This is a genomic window from Alcanivorax sp. IL2 (assembly GCF_047495475.1).
Lineage (GTDB): Bacteria > Pseudomonadota > Gammaproteobacteria > Pseudomonadales > Alcanivoracaceae > Alcanivorax.
This window is the reverse complement of the sequence record NZ_CP179932.1, coordinates 2,914,334-2,930,707: the sequence shown is the minus strand read 5'-3', so window position 1 is coordinate 2,930,707 and position 16,374 is coordinate 2,914,334. Positions and strand designations below refer to the sequence as shown.

Sequence of the window (16,374 nt, the reverse complement as noted above, 5' to 3'; positions counted from 1 at the left end):
CTTTTGGGGAAAGGGATGATACAGAGTCCATGGACGGTCAGTGGGGTACTGGCGTGTCTGTTGCTGCTAGGTGGTTGTGGTGGTGACAGTAATGACAAAGCGAGTTTCCAGCCAACGCTGGATGAACGAGTGTCCGCAGTAGCACAGCAGCAGGGAATCAGTGGCGACCCGAGTGTGGGCCGGAGCCTACCGGATATTGCGTCGCCCAAGGCGCAGCTGGGCATGCAGCTTTTCTTTAGCAAGGGCCTGGGGGGAGATCTGGACTCCGCTTGTGTTTCCTGTCACCACCCCATGCTGGGTGGCGGTGATGACCTTTCCCTGTCGATTGGCGTGGAAGCAGTTCAGCCGGACCTGCTGGGGCCAGGGCGCCTGCATTTGAGCACCGGAACGCATTTTGACGGCGGGCCGACGGTGCCACGTAATGCGCCTTCCACGTTCAATATCGTGTTCTACGATGAAGTGCTGTTTCACGACGGCCGGGTAGAAAGCCTGGACAAGACTGCCGGCCTGAATGGCGCCGGTGGGGGCATCCGCACGCCGGACAGCGCCTTTGGAGTGGCGGACCCGGATGCCGGAGCCAACCTCTCCATAGCCCAGGCTCGTTTCCCGGTAACATCCCCGGAGGAAATGCGCGGTTTCAGTTTTGAGGCTGGCAATAATAATGCCGCGTTGCGTACCCACCTTGAGCAGCGGTTGCGTGGCAGCGATGTTGAGCTCGCGCTAGTGACCAATCAATGGCTGGATGCCTTCCGTCAGGGGTTTGAGCAACCGGCAGCGGATGCGAATACCCTGATCACCTACGACAATGTGGCAGAGGCGCTCGCCAGCTACCAGAACTCTCAGGTGCTGATCGACTCACCCTGGAAGGCTTACCTGGAAGGGGAGCTACAGGCGATTAGCGATCAGGCCAAGCGTGGCGCCTTGTTGTTTTATAACGGCAAGGAGCAAGGCGGCGCGGGCTGTGCGGGTTGCCACAGTGGTGATTTCCTGACCGACGAGCAGTTCCATGTGGTGGGAATGCCCCAGGTGGGCCGCGGTAAGGGTGATGGTCCGGATGGCAGTGAAGACTTTGGCCGTTTCCGGGAAACCGGTGATGCCGACGACAAGTACGCTTTCCGCACCCCGCATCTGCTTAATGTGACCGAAACCGGTCCCTGGGGGCATGCTGGTGGTTATACTTCGCTGGAAGCCGTTATACGCCATCACCTGAATCCGCAGCAGGCCATCGACAACTTTGATTTCAGCCAGCTGGACCCTGCCGTGCAGGTGAGCAATATGACAGCCAATACCCAGAAGGCGCTGGACCAGTTGGCCAGCCTGCGACTGGCAGGCAAGTCACAGCTGCCGGACACCGTGCTGAGCGATGAACAGGTGGATCAGTTGCTGGCGTTCCTGGAGACGCTCACCGACCCTTGCCTGAAAGATCGTGACTGCATGGCGAAATGGATCCCGGACAACACCGTGGCCGACCCGGACGGGTTGCGGCTGCAGGCCCAGTCCACACTCTAAGGTTGAGTGTCGCTTGTGGCGCGATGTTGTTGTGGCGAATGCCGCCATCGCGACGCCAGTGCTCCCCTCATTGATAGGGGCGTGGTTTTCGTAGGGTCCACTGCTTTACAACCCAAGAGGCCGCGCCCAGGCATTAGGCGCGGCCTCTTGCGTTTGAAGATAACAACGATGCGGCCTCGCGCCGCTGTTAACTATTCACTATTAACTGTTAACTGAATTCTCACTCTTTCCACGGCAACGAATAAGGCAACGCGCCAAGCTGGCTCTCCAGCGCCTGTTCTTCCCGGAATAGCACCCCATCGGTATCCCTTCGCAGCACCACCAGAGCGGCACCGCCATGTGGGGTGCGGGCGGCGCTGACCACCTCGCCGGCGGCTTTGCTGTTGCTGTCGCGCAGGGTTTCGCCCGGAGTCAGCTCCACATCGGCGCTGTAGTTGATTCGCTGCATACGCTGCTTGAGCTTGCCCTTGAAGTGCATGCGGGCGACGACTTCCTGGCCGGTGTAGCAGCCTTTCTTGAAGTTCACCCCGGCGGTGACGTCGTAATTGAGCACCTGGGGCAGAAACAGGTCTTGCGCACCGGGGTAGACCATGCCTTCGCCAGCATCGATGTCGGCGAGCTGCCAGCCGTTGGCGCCAGTGGTGGCCCGATCAGTAGCGAGGGTCTGCCAGACGTGTTCGGCGTTGTCCTGCTTGACGAGCAGCAAGGCATGGTCGGTGAAAGGGTAGCGCAGCCACAGGCCCTGATCGGTCTCGGCGCTGTTGCCGTGATCGGGGGCTTCGGCGGGGAGATTACCGGCCAGACCCAGCACCACGACATCGTCGTCCACAGTGAATTCCACCTTGGCGCGCAGCCGGTATTTCATCAATGCCTTGATCACCGCGTCGCTCAGATCCGCAGGGCATAGCAACAGGTAATCGTCGCCATCCCGGGCAATACGTGCGCTGATCAGGCCGCGGCCTTTGAGAGTCAGGTGCATGCCGTTGCGGTGGCCCTGTTGATCCACTTCGCGCAGATCGCAGGACACCTGGCCCTGCAGATAATGGCCGGCTTCTTCGCCATGGGCGCGGATCACGGCCAGGTGGTCGCAATGACTGATGTAGGGAGCCTCGGCACTGTTGGCCAAGGCCTGGGCGGCAATGAAATCGGACCAGCTCATGGGGCTCCTGTTATTGCTCGTTTGGCGTGCGATAGAGATGAAAAATCATCGGACATGGTACCTGAATCCAGGCCTGCCGCGTGGTTCCATGAGGCAGGAATTTGCTGTCTCTGGCAATTTTTTGACGGCAAAGACCGGGGCTTGACGCTGGAGTCAGTAGGGCAGGTGTTGGATAATGGGCATACGGCGCGGAACGCGGTGCCGCAATTTCTGATCAGGATAATGCAGTAATGAGTCATGATGACCTGAAACGTCAATATCGTTGGCAGTGCCGCCGCGGAGCTTCGGAGGCAGAGGTAGTGTTGTTCGCCTACCTGGACGATCACTTCGATAATGAATCGCCGGAGCATCAGGCCTGGTTCCCGAAGCTGCTCGCCTGTGAAGATGCGGACATGTTCGAGTGGTTTACCCGCCGCAGTGAGCCACAAGACCCGGCATTGCGTGAGTATGTACGGCATGTCCTTGCTCTGGTCTCCGCGAAAAAAAGTTGAGCTGAATTCCTCTCGCTATCCCGCCCGGATTCGCTGGCTGGCGATGGCGGCGGTGGCCCCGGCGATTTTGCTGGCGCAAATGCCGTGGTGGGCGTCGGTATTGATGCTGCTGGCGTTGCCGCTGTTGGTATGGAGATGGCGGCCTGCCCAGCTCGCCCAGATGGAACTCCACGAACAACGCCTTACCCTCATCGGTCGCCACTGGCAGGAGCTGGAGAGCCCCCGCCGAGTCCTGCGCGCCGGCCCCTGGATGGCCATCCAGACCCCCAAAGGTTGGCTACACCTGTTCGACGACCAGGCCCCCCGGGAGCAATTGCAGCCGTTTTATCAGTGGCTGTGGACCAACAGGAAAAGCAGTTAATAGTTAACAGTGAATAGTTAACAGCGCGCGCGACAGGTTTCCGGTTCTGTTACGCAAGAGGCCGCGCCCAGAGTCTGGGCGCGGCCTCTTGCTTTGAAAATAGCAACAACGCCAACTCGCGCGCTGTTCACTATTCACTGTTAACTGTTCACTACTGTTCCGGCGTCAGCACCGTATCCACAATCTCATCATTCACCCCCGGGAAGTCGCGCATGAAATGCAGCCCCCGGCTTTCCTTGCGTTGCATGGCGGAAAGGATGATGAGTTCGGCGATGACGACCAGGTTGCGCAGTTCCAGCAGGTCGTTGCTGATGTGGTAGTTGCTGTAGTACTCGGCAATTTCGCTTTTCAGCATGTCCACCCTGTGCTGGGCGCGCTGCAGGCGTTTTTCGGTGCGTACGATGCCCACGTAATCCCACATGAAGCGGCGGAGCTCGTCCCAGTTGTGGCTGATGACCACGTCTTCGTCGGAATCAGTGACCTGGGATTCGTCCCATTCCTTGTGCTCGCGGGGGTCGGGGACGTCGGCCAGGGTGGCGCCGATGTGTTCGGCGGAAGCCTTCCCGTAGACCAGGCATTCCAGCAGGGAATTGCTGGCCATGCGGTTGGCGCCGTGCAGGCCGGTGAAGCTGGTTTCGCCGATGGCGTAGAGGCCGGGCACATCAGTCTGGCCGTTTTCGTTGATCATCACGCCGCCGCAGGTGTAGTGGGCGGCGGGCACCACCGGCATGGGATCGCGGGTGATATCCAGGCCCAGTTGCAGGCACTTGGCGTAGACGGTGGGGAAGTGCTCGATGATGAAATCTGCCGGTTTGTGGCTGATGTCCAGATACAGGCAGTCGGCGCCAAGGCGTTTCATCTCATGGTCGATGGCGCGGGCCACCACGTCCCGGGGCGCCAGTTCGCCGCGCTCGTCAAAGCGATGCATGAAGCGCTCGCCGCTGGGCAGTAGCAGGTGGCCGCCTTCGCCGCGAATCGCCTCGGTAACCAGGAAGCTCTTGGCCTTGGGGTGGTAAAGACAGGTGGGGTGGAACTGCATGAATTCCATGTTGGCCACCCGGCAGCCGGCCCGCCAGGCCATGGCGATGCCGTCGCCGGTGGCCACGTCCGGGTTGGAGGTATACAGGTACACCTTGGAGGCCCCGCCGGTGGCCAGCACCACGGCTCGAGCCAGGATCACATCGGTTTCGCCGGTGTCGATATTATGTACATAGGCCCCACAGCAACGCTTTTCGCCGTTGTGCTCCTGCAGGATCAGATCTACCGCTACCCGGTATTCAAAGCGGGTGACGTTGGGGCGGTTGCGCACCTGGCCGATCAGGGTGCCGGAGATAGCCTTGCCGGTGGCGTCGGCGGCGTGAATGATGCGCCGATGGCTGTGGCCGCCTTCGCGGGTCAGGTGATAGGGCAGGGAGCCTTCGTTGTTGCCGGCCAGACGGGTGAAATCTACCCCCAGATCAATCAGCCAGCGGATCGCATCGGGGCCGTTTTCCACGGTGTAACGCACCGCATCGTCATGGCACAGGCCGCCCCCGGCCACGTGCGTATCGGCCACATGGCTTTCCAGGGAATCCTCCTGATCCAGCACTGCGGCGACACCGCCCTGGGCATAATAGGTGCTGGCGCTGGTCAGCTCGCCTTTGGATAACAGGGCGATCCGGCAATCATCAGGCAGGCGCAGGGCGGTGGTTAATCCCGCCGCTCCGGAACCAATGATGAGTACATCGTGTCGGAAGGTGGCCATGAGCAATCCTTAGAACGCCCGAACAAATGTTCAAGCAATGTGAAAAGGGTAGGCAAAACAGCCCCATAGTATAGCCGGGACCCTCACACCTGCTACAATGGCCTGCTTTAATTGGTCGTTATGCGACCATTGCCATGTATCCGCGTTTCGCGAAAGATCCGGGGGATCGGTGTCAGACGAAGAGTTGGTCAAGAAAGCCAAAACCGGCGATCAGCGTGCCTTTGAAGTGCTGGTGCGTAAATATCAGCAGCGTATTTTCGCCCTGATCAGCCGCTATGTGCGTGACTCCGATGAAGTGCAGGACGTGGCCCAGGAAGCCTTTATCAAAGCCTGGCGTGCATTGCCCCGTTTCCGGGGTGATAGTGCTTTTTACACCTGGCTTTATCGTATTGCCGTGAATACCGCCAAGAACCATTTGGTGGCCGCTGGTCGGCGGCCACCCGGCTCGGACCTGGATGCGGCCGAGGCCGAGCAGTACGCCGGTGCAGAAATGCTGCACGAGATTGGAACCCCGGAGTCCCTCGTGTTGTCACAGGAATTGGAGGCAGTAATCCATCGAGCCATCGAAGAGCTGCCCCATGAACTGAAAACTGCCGTGACCCTGCGTGAATTCGAGGGTCTCAGCTATGAGGACATCGCGGCGGTAATGGAATGCCCGGTGGGAACTGTTCGTTCCCGTATCTTCCGGGCCCGGGAAGCAATTGATACGGCTGTGCGCCCGCTTTTGGGCTCCCAGCGTGGCGACAAAGGGTGAGTGTATGAGCAGGGACCTGGAAACACTGTCTGCGTTCCTTGATGGGGAAACCAGCGAGCTGGAAACCCGTCGGGTAATGCGTGATATCGACAATGCCGATCTGGATGCACTGTCTCGTTGGCAGCTTGCCCGGGATGTGATGCATAAGCAGCCATCCACGAGCGTGCCCGCGGGCTTCAACGCCAGCCTGTCTGCGGCACTGGCCGCCGAACAGGCGCCAGCGCGTCGCCCGGCCTGGCTGGGCAGCGTGAGCCGTCTGGCGGTGGCTGCGTCCGTGGCAGCGGCTACGGTGGTGGGCTGGCAGAGCTGGGATGCAACCCAGTCTCCCGGTGCTGCGCCGGTGATGGCGTCGGCCCAGGATAGCCGCATGAGCCGTCCGTTTGCGGAGGCGTCGCTGGTATCCCGGTCTTTCAATGGCAACAATCCGGTGGCAACACCGGCAGCCCAGGTCCAGCCTCGTGGTAACGACATGTTGCTGCGGCACAGTGAGTTTGCGGCCCGTAACAGTGGCCAGGGGATGATGCCTTTTGCTCGCCTGGTCAGTATGGACGCACGCAGTGGAGCCCGCTAACGGATGATGCTGCGCGCACTCGCCCTTTCCCTGTCTCTATGTACGCCCCTGGTGGCGCTGGCGGATGATTCGTCGGCGCACAACCAGCTTCAGGCCATGGCCGAGGCCAACCGTTCCCTGAGTTACACCGGTCGCTTTCTTTATCAGTTCGGCGCTGAAATCAGCACCATGGAAGTCAGCCACGCGGTTATCGAGGGTCGCCAGTACCAGCGTCTGACCCATCTGGACGGCCGCCTGGTGGAAGTGATCCGCCGTGGTGACGAGGTGCTCTGTCTGCACCCGGATCGCAGTCTCACCCGCCTTAATAGTCAGCAAGCCGGCCCCCTGGCATTGGGGGATCGCCTGGCCAGTGACCTGCCGGAACAGTACAACATCCTGGTGGATGGTGATGGCCGGGTAGCCGGCCGCCATGCCACTCGTATGCGGGTGGCGCCGCTGGATACCCATCGTTACGGGTATCGTTTGTGGCTGGATCAGGAATCCCGCCTGCTGCTCAAATCCGAAATCGTGGATGGTAGTGGTGTAGCCCTGGAGCGCGTGGAATTTGTCACTCTCACCTTGTCACCGCAGCTGGGTCTCGATCATTTCGCAGTGCCGGAAGCTCGCCATGAAAAAGCGCTGGCGCCGGTAGCCGAGTCTCATCCTTCCATGAAGCTGACCGTCAGTCCGGAATGGCTGCCGGCCGGTTTCCGTGCCATGAAGCAGGATTGGCGGCAGGCGACAACGGATCGCGCGCCGGTGGCGGCCCGTGGTTTCAGTGATGGCCTGGCGGCCTTCACGGTGTTTGTGGAAGCTATTGGCGAGAACAGCGTGGAAGAGGGGGTCAGCCGGGTTGGGCCGACGGTAGCGGTAAGCCGCCGCCTGGCCGCCCCCAGCGGTGTTTATCTGGTGACCCTGGTCGGTGAAGTGCCTCAGAGTACGGCGCTGCGTGTGATCGATGGCATCAGCGTCAGGGACAGCCAACCGTAATGCTTCTGGAGCAGGGCACAGTGGTCGCGGTGGAAGCCGAAGCCATCTGGGTAGAGACCATACGTGCCTCGACCTGCGGTGCCTGCAAGGCCAAGGCCGGATGCGGCCACCATCTTGTCAATCAACAGCAGAGTGGGCAGCGTGCCCACCTGCGTGTTCCTGTTTCTTCCCGTGAGATTCATCAGGTCGGTGATACGGTGCAATTGGCACTGCCGGAAGGCGCGCTCATGCGTGGCGCCCTGTGGGTCTATGGTCTGCCGCTGGCTCTGCTGGTGGGCGGGTCTGTGCTGGGGACGTTGCTGCCGGTGACGGCGTTTGATGCATCGGCCCTGTTTGGCATGGGTGGCCTGGTGCTGGGGTTTGTAATCAACCGTGTACTGAGTCGAAGCGCGAGTCATAATCGGGCTTATCAGCCGTATCTGGTGACATCCGGGGACGACGGTTGCCAGGCGGTTGTGGTGCAGCCTGCAAAATAAAAGGAGAGCCCAATGAGCGGATTTCAGCGAGTGGCGACACTGTGTCTGGTGATTTTCACGGGCCTGTTGGTGGCTTGTGCCGAGCCGGAGAGCAAGGCTTCCCGGGAACGGGCCGAACCGCTGGTAACCGGCCTGCCGGATTTTACCCGCCTGGTGGAGAAAGAAGGCCCGGCGGTGGTGAATATCAGCACCATCACCCGTCAGAGCGAAGAATCTGTTCGTGATCAGCTTGATCAATTGCCGGAATTCTTCCGTCGCTTTTTTGAACAGTTCGGAGGTGAAGACGGCGTGCCCTCCATGCCTCAGGAACGAGAGGCGCGTTCGCTGGGGTCCGGTTTCATAATTTCCGCCGATGGCTATGTCCTCACCAATAACCATGTGGTGGCCGAGGCGGATGAAATCATTGTGCGTCTGCAGGATCGCCGTGAGCTGAAGGCCGAGCTGGTCGGTGCCGACGAACAGAGCGATCTGGCCTTGCTGAAGCTGGATGGCGAAGACCTGCCGGTGGCCAATATCGGGTCCTCTGACGATCTCAAGGTCGGCGAGTGGGTGCTGGCCATTGGTGCGCCTTTCGGCTTCGACAGCAGCGTCACTGCCGGGATTGTCAGCGCCAAGGGCCGCAGCCTGCCCAATGACAGCTATGTTCCCTTTATACAGACCGATGTGGCGATCAACCCGGGCAATAGTGGCGGCCCGCTATTCAATCTGAGCGGAGAAGTGGTGGGCATCAACTCCCAGATCTTCAGTCGTTCCGGTGGCTATATGGGGGTCAGTTTTGCGATTCCCATTGATATGGCCATGGACGTGGTCAGCCAGATCAAGGAGTACGGTAAGGTCAGCCGTGGCTGGCTGGGTGTGCTGATTCAGGAAGTGGATCGCGATCTGGCGGAATCCTTCGGGCTGGATCAGCCAAAGGGGGCGTTGGTCTCCCAGGTGCTGGAAGGCTCCCCCGCTGAGGCGGCCGGTATCCAGGCCGGTGACATCATTGTCTCGTTCAACGGTGAAACCATCTATCGCTCCTCCGAGCTGCCTCGCTGGGTTGGTCGGGTGAAACCGGAAACGGATGCCGACATGGTGGTCATCCGCGACGGCAAGGAAAAGGAACTGGAAGTGACTATTGGGCTGCTGCCGGACGACCCGGAGATGGCTCTGCGTGGTGCCGCCGGCCAGGCTGCGCCGGATGGCGCCAATGCTCTGGGGCTGAAAGTGCGCGCCGCCAGTGCCGCCGAGCTGAGCCGCCTGGATCTGAAAGCCGGGGTGATCGTCACCGAGGTGGGTGATGGCCCGGCCGCCAAGGCAGGCATTGCCAGCGGGGATATTCTGGTGACGCTGAACAATGAACCGGTGAACGACCCGGAATCCTTCGGTGAGGTGGTGGCGGCTCTGCCCGAGAGCGGCACCGTGGCCGCCCTGATCAACCGGGACGGCAATCCCCGTTTCCTGCCCATAAAGTTGCCCTGAGGGCCTCCCAGCAGACTCACAGCGCTGCAGGAACGGAGCCGTGGCCCAGTACGCACGTATTACAGTGCGGCCCGAAGGGTGAGTGTAGTGAATAACCTATGCTTGCATGGCGAAATTGGGCCTCTGCCCCGTTCCCATGCAAGCTGTTGTCATGCGCTGGCGGGCACAGGATAGCCAACCCCCGTGCAACCCCCTCCCGTTCAGGCTAGAATCGCGCCCCACTGCGTGCCGTTTTCACGGCAACACTCTTTTGTGCAACAGGCCCTATGACTGACATCAAGAATATTCGCAATTTCTCCATCATCGCCCACATTGACCATGGCAAATCCACCCTGGCGGACCGCTTTATCCAGGTCTGCGGGGGGCTGACCCAGCGCGAGCTGAAAGAGCAGGTACTGGATTCCATGGAGCTCGAGCGTGAGCGGGGCATCACCATCAAGGCCCAGAGCGTGACGCTCTATTACAAGGCCCGGGATGGGGAAACCTACCAGCTGAATTTCATTGATACCCCGGGACACGTGGATTTCTCCTATGAGGTATCCCGTTCCCTGTCCGCCTGTGAAGGGGCCTTGCTGGTAGTGGATGCAGCCCAGGGCGTGGAAGCCCAGTCCGTGGCCAACTGCTACACCGCTATCGAGCAGGACCTGGAAGTGCTGCCGGTGCTCAACAAGATTGATCTGCCCCAGGCTGAGCCGGATATGGTGATCAACGAGATCGAAGAGATCATCGGCCTGGATGCTCACGATGCCTGCCGGGTTTCCGCCAAGACCGGGGTTGGCGTGGATGATCTGCTGGAGCAGTTGGTGGAACGCATTCCCGCCCCTGAAGGCGAGCGGGAAGGGAATATGCAGGCGCTGATCATCGATTCCTGGTTCGATAACTACCTGGGCGTGATTTCCCTGGTGCGGATGAAGCATGGCCGCCTGAAAAAAGGCGACAAGATTCTGGTGAAATCCACCGGGCAGACCCATGTGGTGGATCAACTCGGTATCTTTACGCCGAAACGGACCGAGACCAAACACCTGGAAGCCGGGGAAGTGGGCTGGGTGAGCGGCAGCATCAAGGATATTCATGGTGCGCCGGTGGGTGATACCCTGACTCTGGCCAAGACCCCGGATGTGCCGGCTCTGCCGGGCTTCAAGAAAGTGAAGCCACAGGTGTATGCGGGTATGTTCCCGGTCAGTGCCGATGATTACGAAGACTTCCGTGATGCCCTGGCCAAGCTGACCCTCAACGATGCCTCGCTGTTCTATGAACCGGAAACCTCCGATGCCTTGGGCTTCGGTTTCCGGGTGGGCTTTCTGGGCATGCTGCACATGGAGATCATCCAGGAGCGTCTGGAGCGCGAATACGACCTGGACCTGATCACCACCGCGCCCACGGTGGTCTATGAAATCCTGCTGGTCGATGAATCCGTGCTTTACGTGGATAACCCCTCAAAGCTGCCGGACGCCAACAAAATTGAGGAATTCCGTGAGCCCATCGCCCGCGTCAACATCCTGGTTCCCCAGGAGTTTGTGGGCAATGTGATTACCCTGTGTGTGGAGCGCCGGGGCTCGCAGATCAATATGCAGTATCTGGGCAAACAGGTGGCGCTGACCTACGACATCCCCATGGCCGAAGTGGTGCTGGATTTCTTCGATCGCATCAAGTCCGTGAGCCGGGGTTTTGCCTCCATGGACTATGCCTTCGAGCGCTTCGAAGCCACCAAGCTGGTGCGGGTTGATGTACTGATTAACGGCGACAAGGTGGATGCCCTGGCGATGATTTGTCACCTGGACCAGTCCGCCTATCGCGGCCGGGCCCTGTGCGAAAAGATGAAGGAGCTGGTGCCGCGGCAAATGTTTGATGTGGCCATTCAGGCGGCCATCGGCAACAAGGTCATTGCTCGCCAGACCGTCAAGGCATTGCGCAAGAATGTGACCGCGAAGTGCTACGGCGGTGACGTATCGCGCAAGAAAAAGCTGCTGCAGAAACAGAAAGAAGGTAAGAAACGCATGAAGCAGGTGGGTAATGTGGAAATCCCCCAGGAAGCGTTCCTTGCAGTACTCAAGGTGGATGATTGATGGATATCGATATTGGTTTCTGGCTTTCCCTGGCGCTGCTGCTCACCGTTACAGTCTGGGTCATCGACAAGATCTTCAAGCTCAAGCAGAAAGGCGGGCGCGTGGAAGGGGCTGTGGAAACCTCAAATTCCCTGATTTCCGTTTTCTTCGTTGTGCTGGTAATTCGCTCCTTCATCATCGAGCCATTTACCATCCCGTCCGGATCCATGCTGCCGACCCTCCAGGTGAACGACTTCATTCTGGTGAACAAATTCGCCTACGGCCTGCGCCTGCCGGTGACCAACACCAAGATTGTCGAGACCGGTGAACCCCAGCGTGGCGACGTTCTGGTATTCAAATTCCCGGAAAATCGCAGCCAGAACTTCATCAAACGAGTGGTTGGTCTGCCTGGTGATAGCGTGCAGGTAAAAGACAACATGGTCACGGTCAATGGCGAACCGGTGAAGCGGGAGCTGGCCCGGGAGTGGGAAGGCTCCGGTGCCTGGCGGCGCGAGTATGTGGAGCAACTCGGTGACAGCCGCCACCTGATATGGCAGGAAGGCAAGATCAACCCCTTCACCGGCCGCAAAGTGCCGCAGAGCCGGACTCAGGGTGAATGGCAAGTGCCGGAAGGCGCCTACTTTGTGATGGGCGACAACCGGGATAACAGTAACGACAGCCGATTCTGGGGTATAGTCCCGGAAGAGCTGGTAGTGGGGGAGGCTTTCCTGATCTGGATGCACTGGAAGCCGATCTTCTCGATACCCAGTTTTTCTCGTAATGGCGCCATAGACAAGGTGGAGGCGAACTAACAATGATGACAAAGCCATCACAGCAACGTGGGATCTCTTTGGTGGGTTGGGCGGCGATACTGCTGGTTGCTGCTGTCCTGGGCACTGCAACACTGCGAATGGTGCCCGCCTACATGGAACACAACACCATCTCTTCGTCAGTCAAGTCCTTGATGCAGGATAGCAAGACCGCATTGATGTCACCCCGAGAGGTGCGTGACGCGCTGAGAAAGCGGTTCTCCATCAATCAAGTCACCGTGATAAACGTCGAGGATCTGGCAATCACCAAGGATGCCGGGGTGCTCAAAATTACTACTGATTATGAAGTCCGCGAACCCATGTTCTACAACGTCAGTATCGTGATGACCTTTCAGGACGAGTTCAGCAAAGACGTTCGCCAGTGAATAATGATCTCGACAGGTTGATGGCTCGCTTGGGCTATCGTTTCAATGATATTGAACTGCTGGCACTGGCACTGACCCATCGCAGTGTCAGCCGCCATCGCAACTACGAACGCCTGGAATTTCTTGGTGATGCCCAGCTCGGGCAAATCATTTCCATTGCCTTGTTTGAGCGCTTTCCGGATGCGGCAGAAGGGCAACTCACCCGGATGCGGGCCTCGCTGGTTCGCGGCCAGACTCTGGCCCTGGTGGCGCGAGAACTGGGCCTGGGAGATTATCTGGTGCTGGGCGGTGGCGAACTGAAAAGTGGTGGCTTTCGCCGCGATTCCATTCTTGCTGATTCTCTGGAAGCGATAATCGGTGCCATCCTGCTGGACGGTGGTGAGTCACCCTGCCGGGACGTGGTGTTGAACTGGTTTGATGAACGGCTGCAGATCATTACTCCGCAGAGTGCCCAGAAAGATGCCAAAACCCGCCTGCAGGAGTGGCTGCAGGCCCGCAAATTCGAATTGCCCACTTACCAGGTCACTCAGGTGGAGGGTCTCGCTCCCAAGCAGACCTTTGAAGTGACCTGCGAACTGGAGCAGATGCAACAAACCTTCAAGGCCCAGGGAGCCAGTCGCCGCAAGGCCGAGCAGCAGGTCGCGGCCACTGTCCTGAGCTGGCTGGAGCAGCAGTATGACTGACGTAACACCGACCCGTTGTGGAATGATCTCCATCGTTGGTCGCCCCAACGTGGGTAAATCTACCCTGATGAATCACCTGATCGGGCAAAAGGTCAGCATTACCTCGCGCAAGCCGCAAACCACCCGTCACCGTATCCACGGTATCCATACCCGTGACAACTATCAGATTATCTTTGCGGACACCCCGGGGATTCATACCGGTCAGGAGCGAGCGCTTAATCGGGCCATGAACGAGGCCGCAGTATCCACGCTCAGTGGCGTGGATGTGGTCTGCATGATGGTGGATGGCCTCAAGTGGACTCCGGCAGATGAGTATGTGTTGTCGCTACTGCCCGAACACCCGGAAATGCCGGTGCTGCTGATCATCAACAAGGTGGACAGCCTGGACGACAAGGCCCAGTTGCTGCCGCATATAGAAGCGCTTACCGAGCGTTACCCTTTCGATGCTGTGGTGCCTGTGTCTGCGCTCAAGGAACAGAACCTGATGGAGCTGGAAAAGGCGCTGGTCGAGCGCTTGCCGGAAGGGGAGTTCTGGTACGACGAAGACCAGCTAACCGACCGCAGCCTGCGCTTCATGGCGGCAGAAATTATTCGTGAAAAAGTGGTGCGCCAGCTGGGCCAGGAGCTGCCCCATCAGGTCAGCGTGGAAGTGGAAATGTGGGAAGAGGGCGCCCGCGTCACTGAAATTTCTGCCGCTATCCTGGTGGAACGTCGTGGCCAGAAAAAGATTCTCATTGGTGATGGTGGTGACCGTATCAAGCAGATCGGCACCCAGGCCCGGGAAGACATTGAGCGCCTGATTGATCGCAAGGTAATGTTGAATCTATGGGTGAAGATCAAGGCTGGCTGGTCCGACGATGCCCGGGCGTTGCGCTCGCTTGGCTATGACGAACGGAATTGAGCTGCGAGCTTCTAGCTACTAGCTGCTAGAAAATATTGTATTTGGCTTTAGGCGAGGCACCATTCTGAAAGCTAGAAGCTAGAAGCTAGAAGCTAGAAGCTAGAAGCTAGAAGCTAGAAGCTAGAAGCTAGAAGCTAGGAGCTGTCCCCCGTGAACCCCACCCTGCAACCCGCCTGGCTCTTGCACCGCCGGCCCTTCCGTAACACCAGCCTGATCGTGGAACTGTTTGTGCCCGCGCTGGGGCGTGTGGGGGCGGTGGTGCGAGGTGGGCGCAAGGATCCGTTGCTGGCACCCTTTACCCCGCTGTGGATCGAACTGAAAAGCGCCGGCGAGCTTTACAGCTTTCGTGGCTGCGAACCTCGTGGCCAACGCCTGGCCTTGCAGGGCAAGCCTCTGTATTGCGGCTTTTACCTTAATGAGCTTCTGACTCGCCTGTTGCACCGGGACGACCCGCACCCGGGGCTCTGGCCTCTTTATGAACAGGCGCTCAATGCTTTGCAGGAAGGGCAGTGGCTTGATGTGGCTCTGCGGCAATTCGAGTTGGGCCTGCTGGAGGAAATGGGCTACGGCATCGCACTGGGGTACGATATGCACGGCGAGGCATTGCGCCCTGACGGATACTACCTGCTGGACCCGCAGCAGGGCCTGTTGCCCGCACAAGAGGGGTATCAAGGCAACGATTTACTGGCCATCGTCAACGGTGACTGGCAACCGCCAGCCCGAAAAACCGCCCTCCACCTGTGCCGGGCTTTGCTGGCTCCGCACCTGGGGGACAAACCCTTGAAAAGCCGCGAGCTGTTTCGGGAGAAGTGAAAAGCAGAGTCTAGCTTTGAGCTACTAGCAACTAGCAACTAGAGAAAAAAAACATTGTGTGCCGATTCAGGCGGAGCTCCATCCTGAAAGCTAGAAGCTAGAACATCGAATTGCCCGCTACGCAAAGAATCCGTTTTAAGGTGAGTATTATGTCCAGAGTATTGCTCGGCGTTAACATCGATCACATCGCCACCCTGCGCCAGGCCCGTGGCACCCGCTATCCGGAGCCCGTGCAGGCGGCGCTGGTAGCGGAGCAGGCGGGGGCGGATGGGATTACTGTGCATCTGCGTGAGGACCGCCGCCATATCAATGACCGTGATGTGGAGTTGCTGGCGCAGACCCTGCAGACCCGCATGAACCTGGAGATGGCCGCCACCGAGGAAATGGTTGCCATTGCCTGTCGCATCAAGCCGCCCCATTGCTGTCTGGTGCCGGAAAAGCGAGAAGAGCTGACTACGGAAGGTGGTCTGGATGTGGTGGGTAACCAGGCATGGATTGCCCAGTGCTGCCAGCGCCTGGGGCAGGCGGGTATCGATGTGTCCCTGTTTATCGATGCGGATCCGGCGCAAATCCGTGCCGCCCGGGAATGTGGTGCGCCGACCATCGAAATTCATACCGGGCATTACGCCGATGCCACGGACCCGGCCAGCGAGCAGCAGGAACTGGCAAAAATTCGTGATGGCGTCGCCTATGCGCTGGAGCAAGGTCTGGTGGTTAACGCCGGCCATGGCCTGCATTACCACAACACCTTGCCCATCGCCGCTATCCCGGGCATCAACGAACTGAACATCGGCCATAGCATCATCGCCCGGGCCGTGATGTCCGGGCTGGATGAAGCGGTGCGCACGATGCGGGGTCTGATTGACGGGATTAGCCGCTAGCTCGAGCCACGCTCGTTGGATAACGAAAGGCCAAAAACTCCCAGGATCTCTGCATTTCTACGAAGCCGCTCGTGGGAGCTATTCTTGTCCCCCCGGGGGATCTGCGACATCCGAACCGAGCGTAGCGAGGCGACAGAGCTCAACCTCTATTTACCATTATTTCTGGAGAGACCTGTTCCGCTTTGGGATGCCGGATCACCTTTCGATGATTTCCGCGCAAGCGCGGTTTGCGACCCAAACTCCGTATTCGCTACGCTCAGCCTTCGGGCCGACCTACGGTCGTTACTCCCCCTACGCTACGTTCCTGCAGCGGCTTCGTAAAAGAATTAGGGATAACTGTCGCGGACAGGGTGCGGGCCGT

At 59.2% G+C, this 16,374-nt stretch carries 17 protein-coding genes; 15 read left to right on the top strand and 2 right to left on the bottom strand.

Annotation, left to right across the window (positions count from 1 at the left end):
- Nucleotides 1-15 precede the first annotated feature (15 nt).
- Nucleotides 16-1,509 (top strand): cytochrome-c peroxidase, encoded by a 1,494-nt coding sequence (locus ACMG4N_RS13520; protein WP_297768815.1) that lies wholly within the window; start codon nucleotides 16-18, stop codon nucleotides 1,507-1,509.
- 220 nt (nucleotides 1,510-1,729) lie between these two features.
- Here the strand turns inward: ACMG4N_RS13520 and ACMG4N_RS13515 are convergent, their stop codons facing one another.
- Complete coding sequence (locus tag ACMG4N_RS13515; protein WP_297768818.1) at nucleotides 1,730-2,668, bottom strand: YgfZ/GcvT domain-containing protein; 939 nt, start codon at nucleotides 2,666-2,668, stop codon at nucleotides 1,730-1,732.
- Between the two features lie 230 nt (nucleotides 2,669-2,898).
- On the opposite strand from ACMG4N_RS13515, the gene ACMG4N_RS13510 reads away from it, so the two are divergent.
- Both ACMG4N_RS13510 and ACMG4N_RS13505 read left to right on the top strand, forming a co-directional pair.
- Nucleotides 2,899-3,159 carry a succinate dehydrogenase assembly factor 2 gene (locus ACMG4N_RS13510; RefSeq protein ID WP_297768821.1) on the top strand — a complete coding sequence of 87 codons (261 nt, stop codon included), beginning with the start codon at nucleotides 2,899-2,901 and terminating at the stop codon, nucleotides 3,157-3,159.
- On the top strand, nucleotides 3,125-3,520 hold the full coding sequence (locus ACMG4N_RS13505; protein ID WP_297768825.1) for a hypothetical protein: 396 nt from the start codon (nucleotides 3,125-3,127) through the stop codon (nucleotides 3,518-3,520). The genes ACMG4N_RS13510 and ACMG4N_RS13505 overlap by 35 nt, the downstream gene beginning before the upstream one ends.
- A 151-nt stretch (nucleotides 3,521-3,671) precedes the next feature.
- Here ACMG4N_RS13505 and nadB read toward each other — a convergent pair whose 3' ends face one another.
- Nucleotides 3,672-5,264: an L-aspartate oxidase gene (gene nadB, locus ACMG4N_RS13500; protein WP_297768827.1), complete on the bottom strand. Its 1,593-nt coding sequence runs from the start codon at nucleotides 5,262-5,264 to the stop codon at nucleotides 3,672-3,674.
- 169 nt (nucleotides 5,265-5,433) lie between these two features.
- Between nadB and rpoE the strand changes: the two genes are divergently transcribed.
- From rpoE to pdxJ, 12 genes are all read left to right on the top strand, one after another.
- Nucleotides 5,434-6,018 carry an RNA polymerase sigma factor RpoE gene (gene rpoE, locus ACMG4N_RS13495; protein WP_297768830.1) on the top strand — a complete coding sequence of 195 codons (585 nt, stop codon included), beginning with the start codon at nucleotides 5,434-5,436 and terminating at the stop codon, nucleotides 6,016-6,018.
- Nucleotides 6,019-6,022: 4 nt separating this feature from the next.
- Nucleotides 6,023-6,589, top strand: coding sequence for a sigma-E factor negative regulatory protein (locus ACMG4N_RS13490; protein WP_297768835.1), 567 nt, complete (start codon nucleotides 6,023-6,025; stop codon nucleotides 6,587-6,589).
- 3 nt (nucleotides 6,590-6,592) lie between these two features.
- Nucleotides 6,593-7,558: a MucB/RseB C-terminal domain-containing protein gene (locus ACMG4N_RS13485; protein ID WP_297768838.1), complete on the top strand. Its 966-nt coding sequence runs from the start codon at nucleotides 6,593-6,595 to the stop codon at nucleotides 7,556-7,558.
- On the top strand, nucleotides 7,558-8,034 hold the full coding sequence (locus ACMG4N_RS13480) for a SoxR reducing system RseC family protein (protein WP_297768840.1): 477 nt from the start codon (nucleotides 7,558-7,560) through the stop codon (nucleotides 8,032-8,034). Before ACMG4N_RS13485 ends, ACMG4N_RS13480 begins: the two co-directional genes overlap by 1 nt.
- Before the next feature lie 12 nt (nucleotides 8,035-8,046).
- Nucleotides 8,047-9,495, top strand: a complete 1,449-nt coding sequence (locus ACMG4N_RS13475; protein WP_297768844.1) for a DegQ family serine endoprotease — start codon at nucleotides 8,047-8,049, stop codon at nucleotides 9,493-9,495.
- A gap of 266 nt (nucleotides 9,496-9,761) precedes the next feature.
- Nucleotides 9,762-11,561: a translation elongation factor 4 gene (gene lepA / locus ACMG4N_RS13470; protein WP_297768847.1), complete on the top strand. Its 1,800-nt coding sequence runs from the start codon at nucleotides 9,762-9,764 to the stop codon at nucleotides 11,559-11,561.
- Complete coding sequence (gene lepB, locus ACMG4N_RS13465) at nucleotides 11,561-12,352, top strand: signal peptidase I (RefSeq protein ID WP_297768850.1); 792 nt, start codon at nucleotides 11,561-11,563, stop codon at nucleotides 12,350-12,352. Before lepA ends, lepB begins: the two co-directional genes overlap by 1 nt.
- Nucleotides 12,353-12,354: 2 nt before the next feature.
- Nucleotides 12,355-12,735 (top strand): DUF4845 domain-containing protein, encoded by a 381-nt coding sequence (locus tag ACMG4N_RS13460; protein ID WP_297768853.1) that lies wholly within the window; start codon nucleotides 12,355-12,357, stop codon nucleotides 12,733-12,735.
- The gene (rnc, locus tag ACMG4N_RS13455; RefSeq protein ID WP_297768856.1) at nucleotides 12,732-13,418 is read left to right on the top strand and encodes a ribonuclease III; all 687 of its coding nucleotides are present in this window, start codon (nucleotides 12,732-12,734) and stop codon (nucleotides 13,416-13,418) included. The genes ACMG4N_RS13460 and rnc overlap by 4 nt, the downstream gene beginning before the upstream one ends.
- The gene (gene era / locus ACMG4N_RS13450; RefSeq protein WP_297768859.1) at nucleotides 13,411-14,319 is read left to right on the top strand and encodes a GTPase Era; all 909 of its coding nucleotides are present in this window, start codon (nucleotides 13,411-13,413) and stop codon (nucleotides 14,317-14,319) included. The genes rnc and era overlap by 8 nt, the downstream gene beginning before the upstream one ends.
- Before the next feature lie 150 nt (nucleotides 14,320-14,469).
- A complete protein-coding gene (gene recO, locus ACMG4N_RS13445; protein ID WP_414432062.1) occupies nucleotides 14,470-15,132 on the top strand; it encodes a DNA repair protein RecO in 663 nt (220 codons plus the stop codon).
- Nucleotides 15,133-15,281: 149 nt separating this feature from the next.
- On the top strand, nucleotides 15,282-16,013 hold the full coding sequence (gene pdxJ, locus ACMG4N_RS13440; protein ID WP_297768865.1) for a pyridoxine 5'-phosphate synthase: 732 nt from the start codon (nucleotides 15,282-15,284) through the stop codon (nucleotides 16,011-16,013).
- The last annotated feature ends 361 nt before the right edge of the window (nucleotides 16,014-16,374 follow it).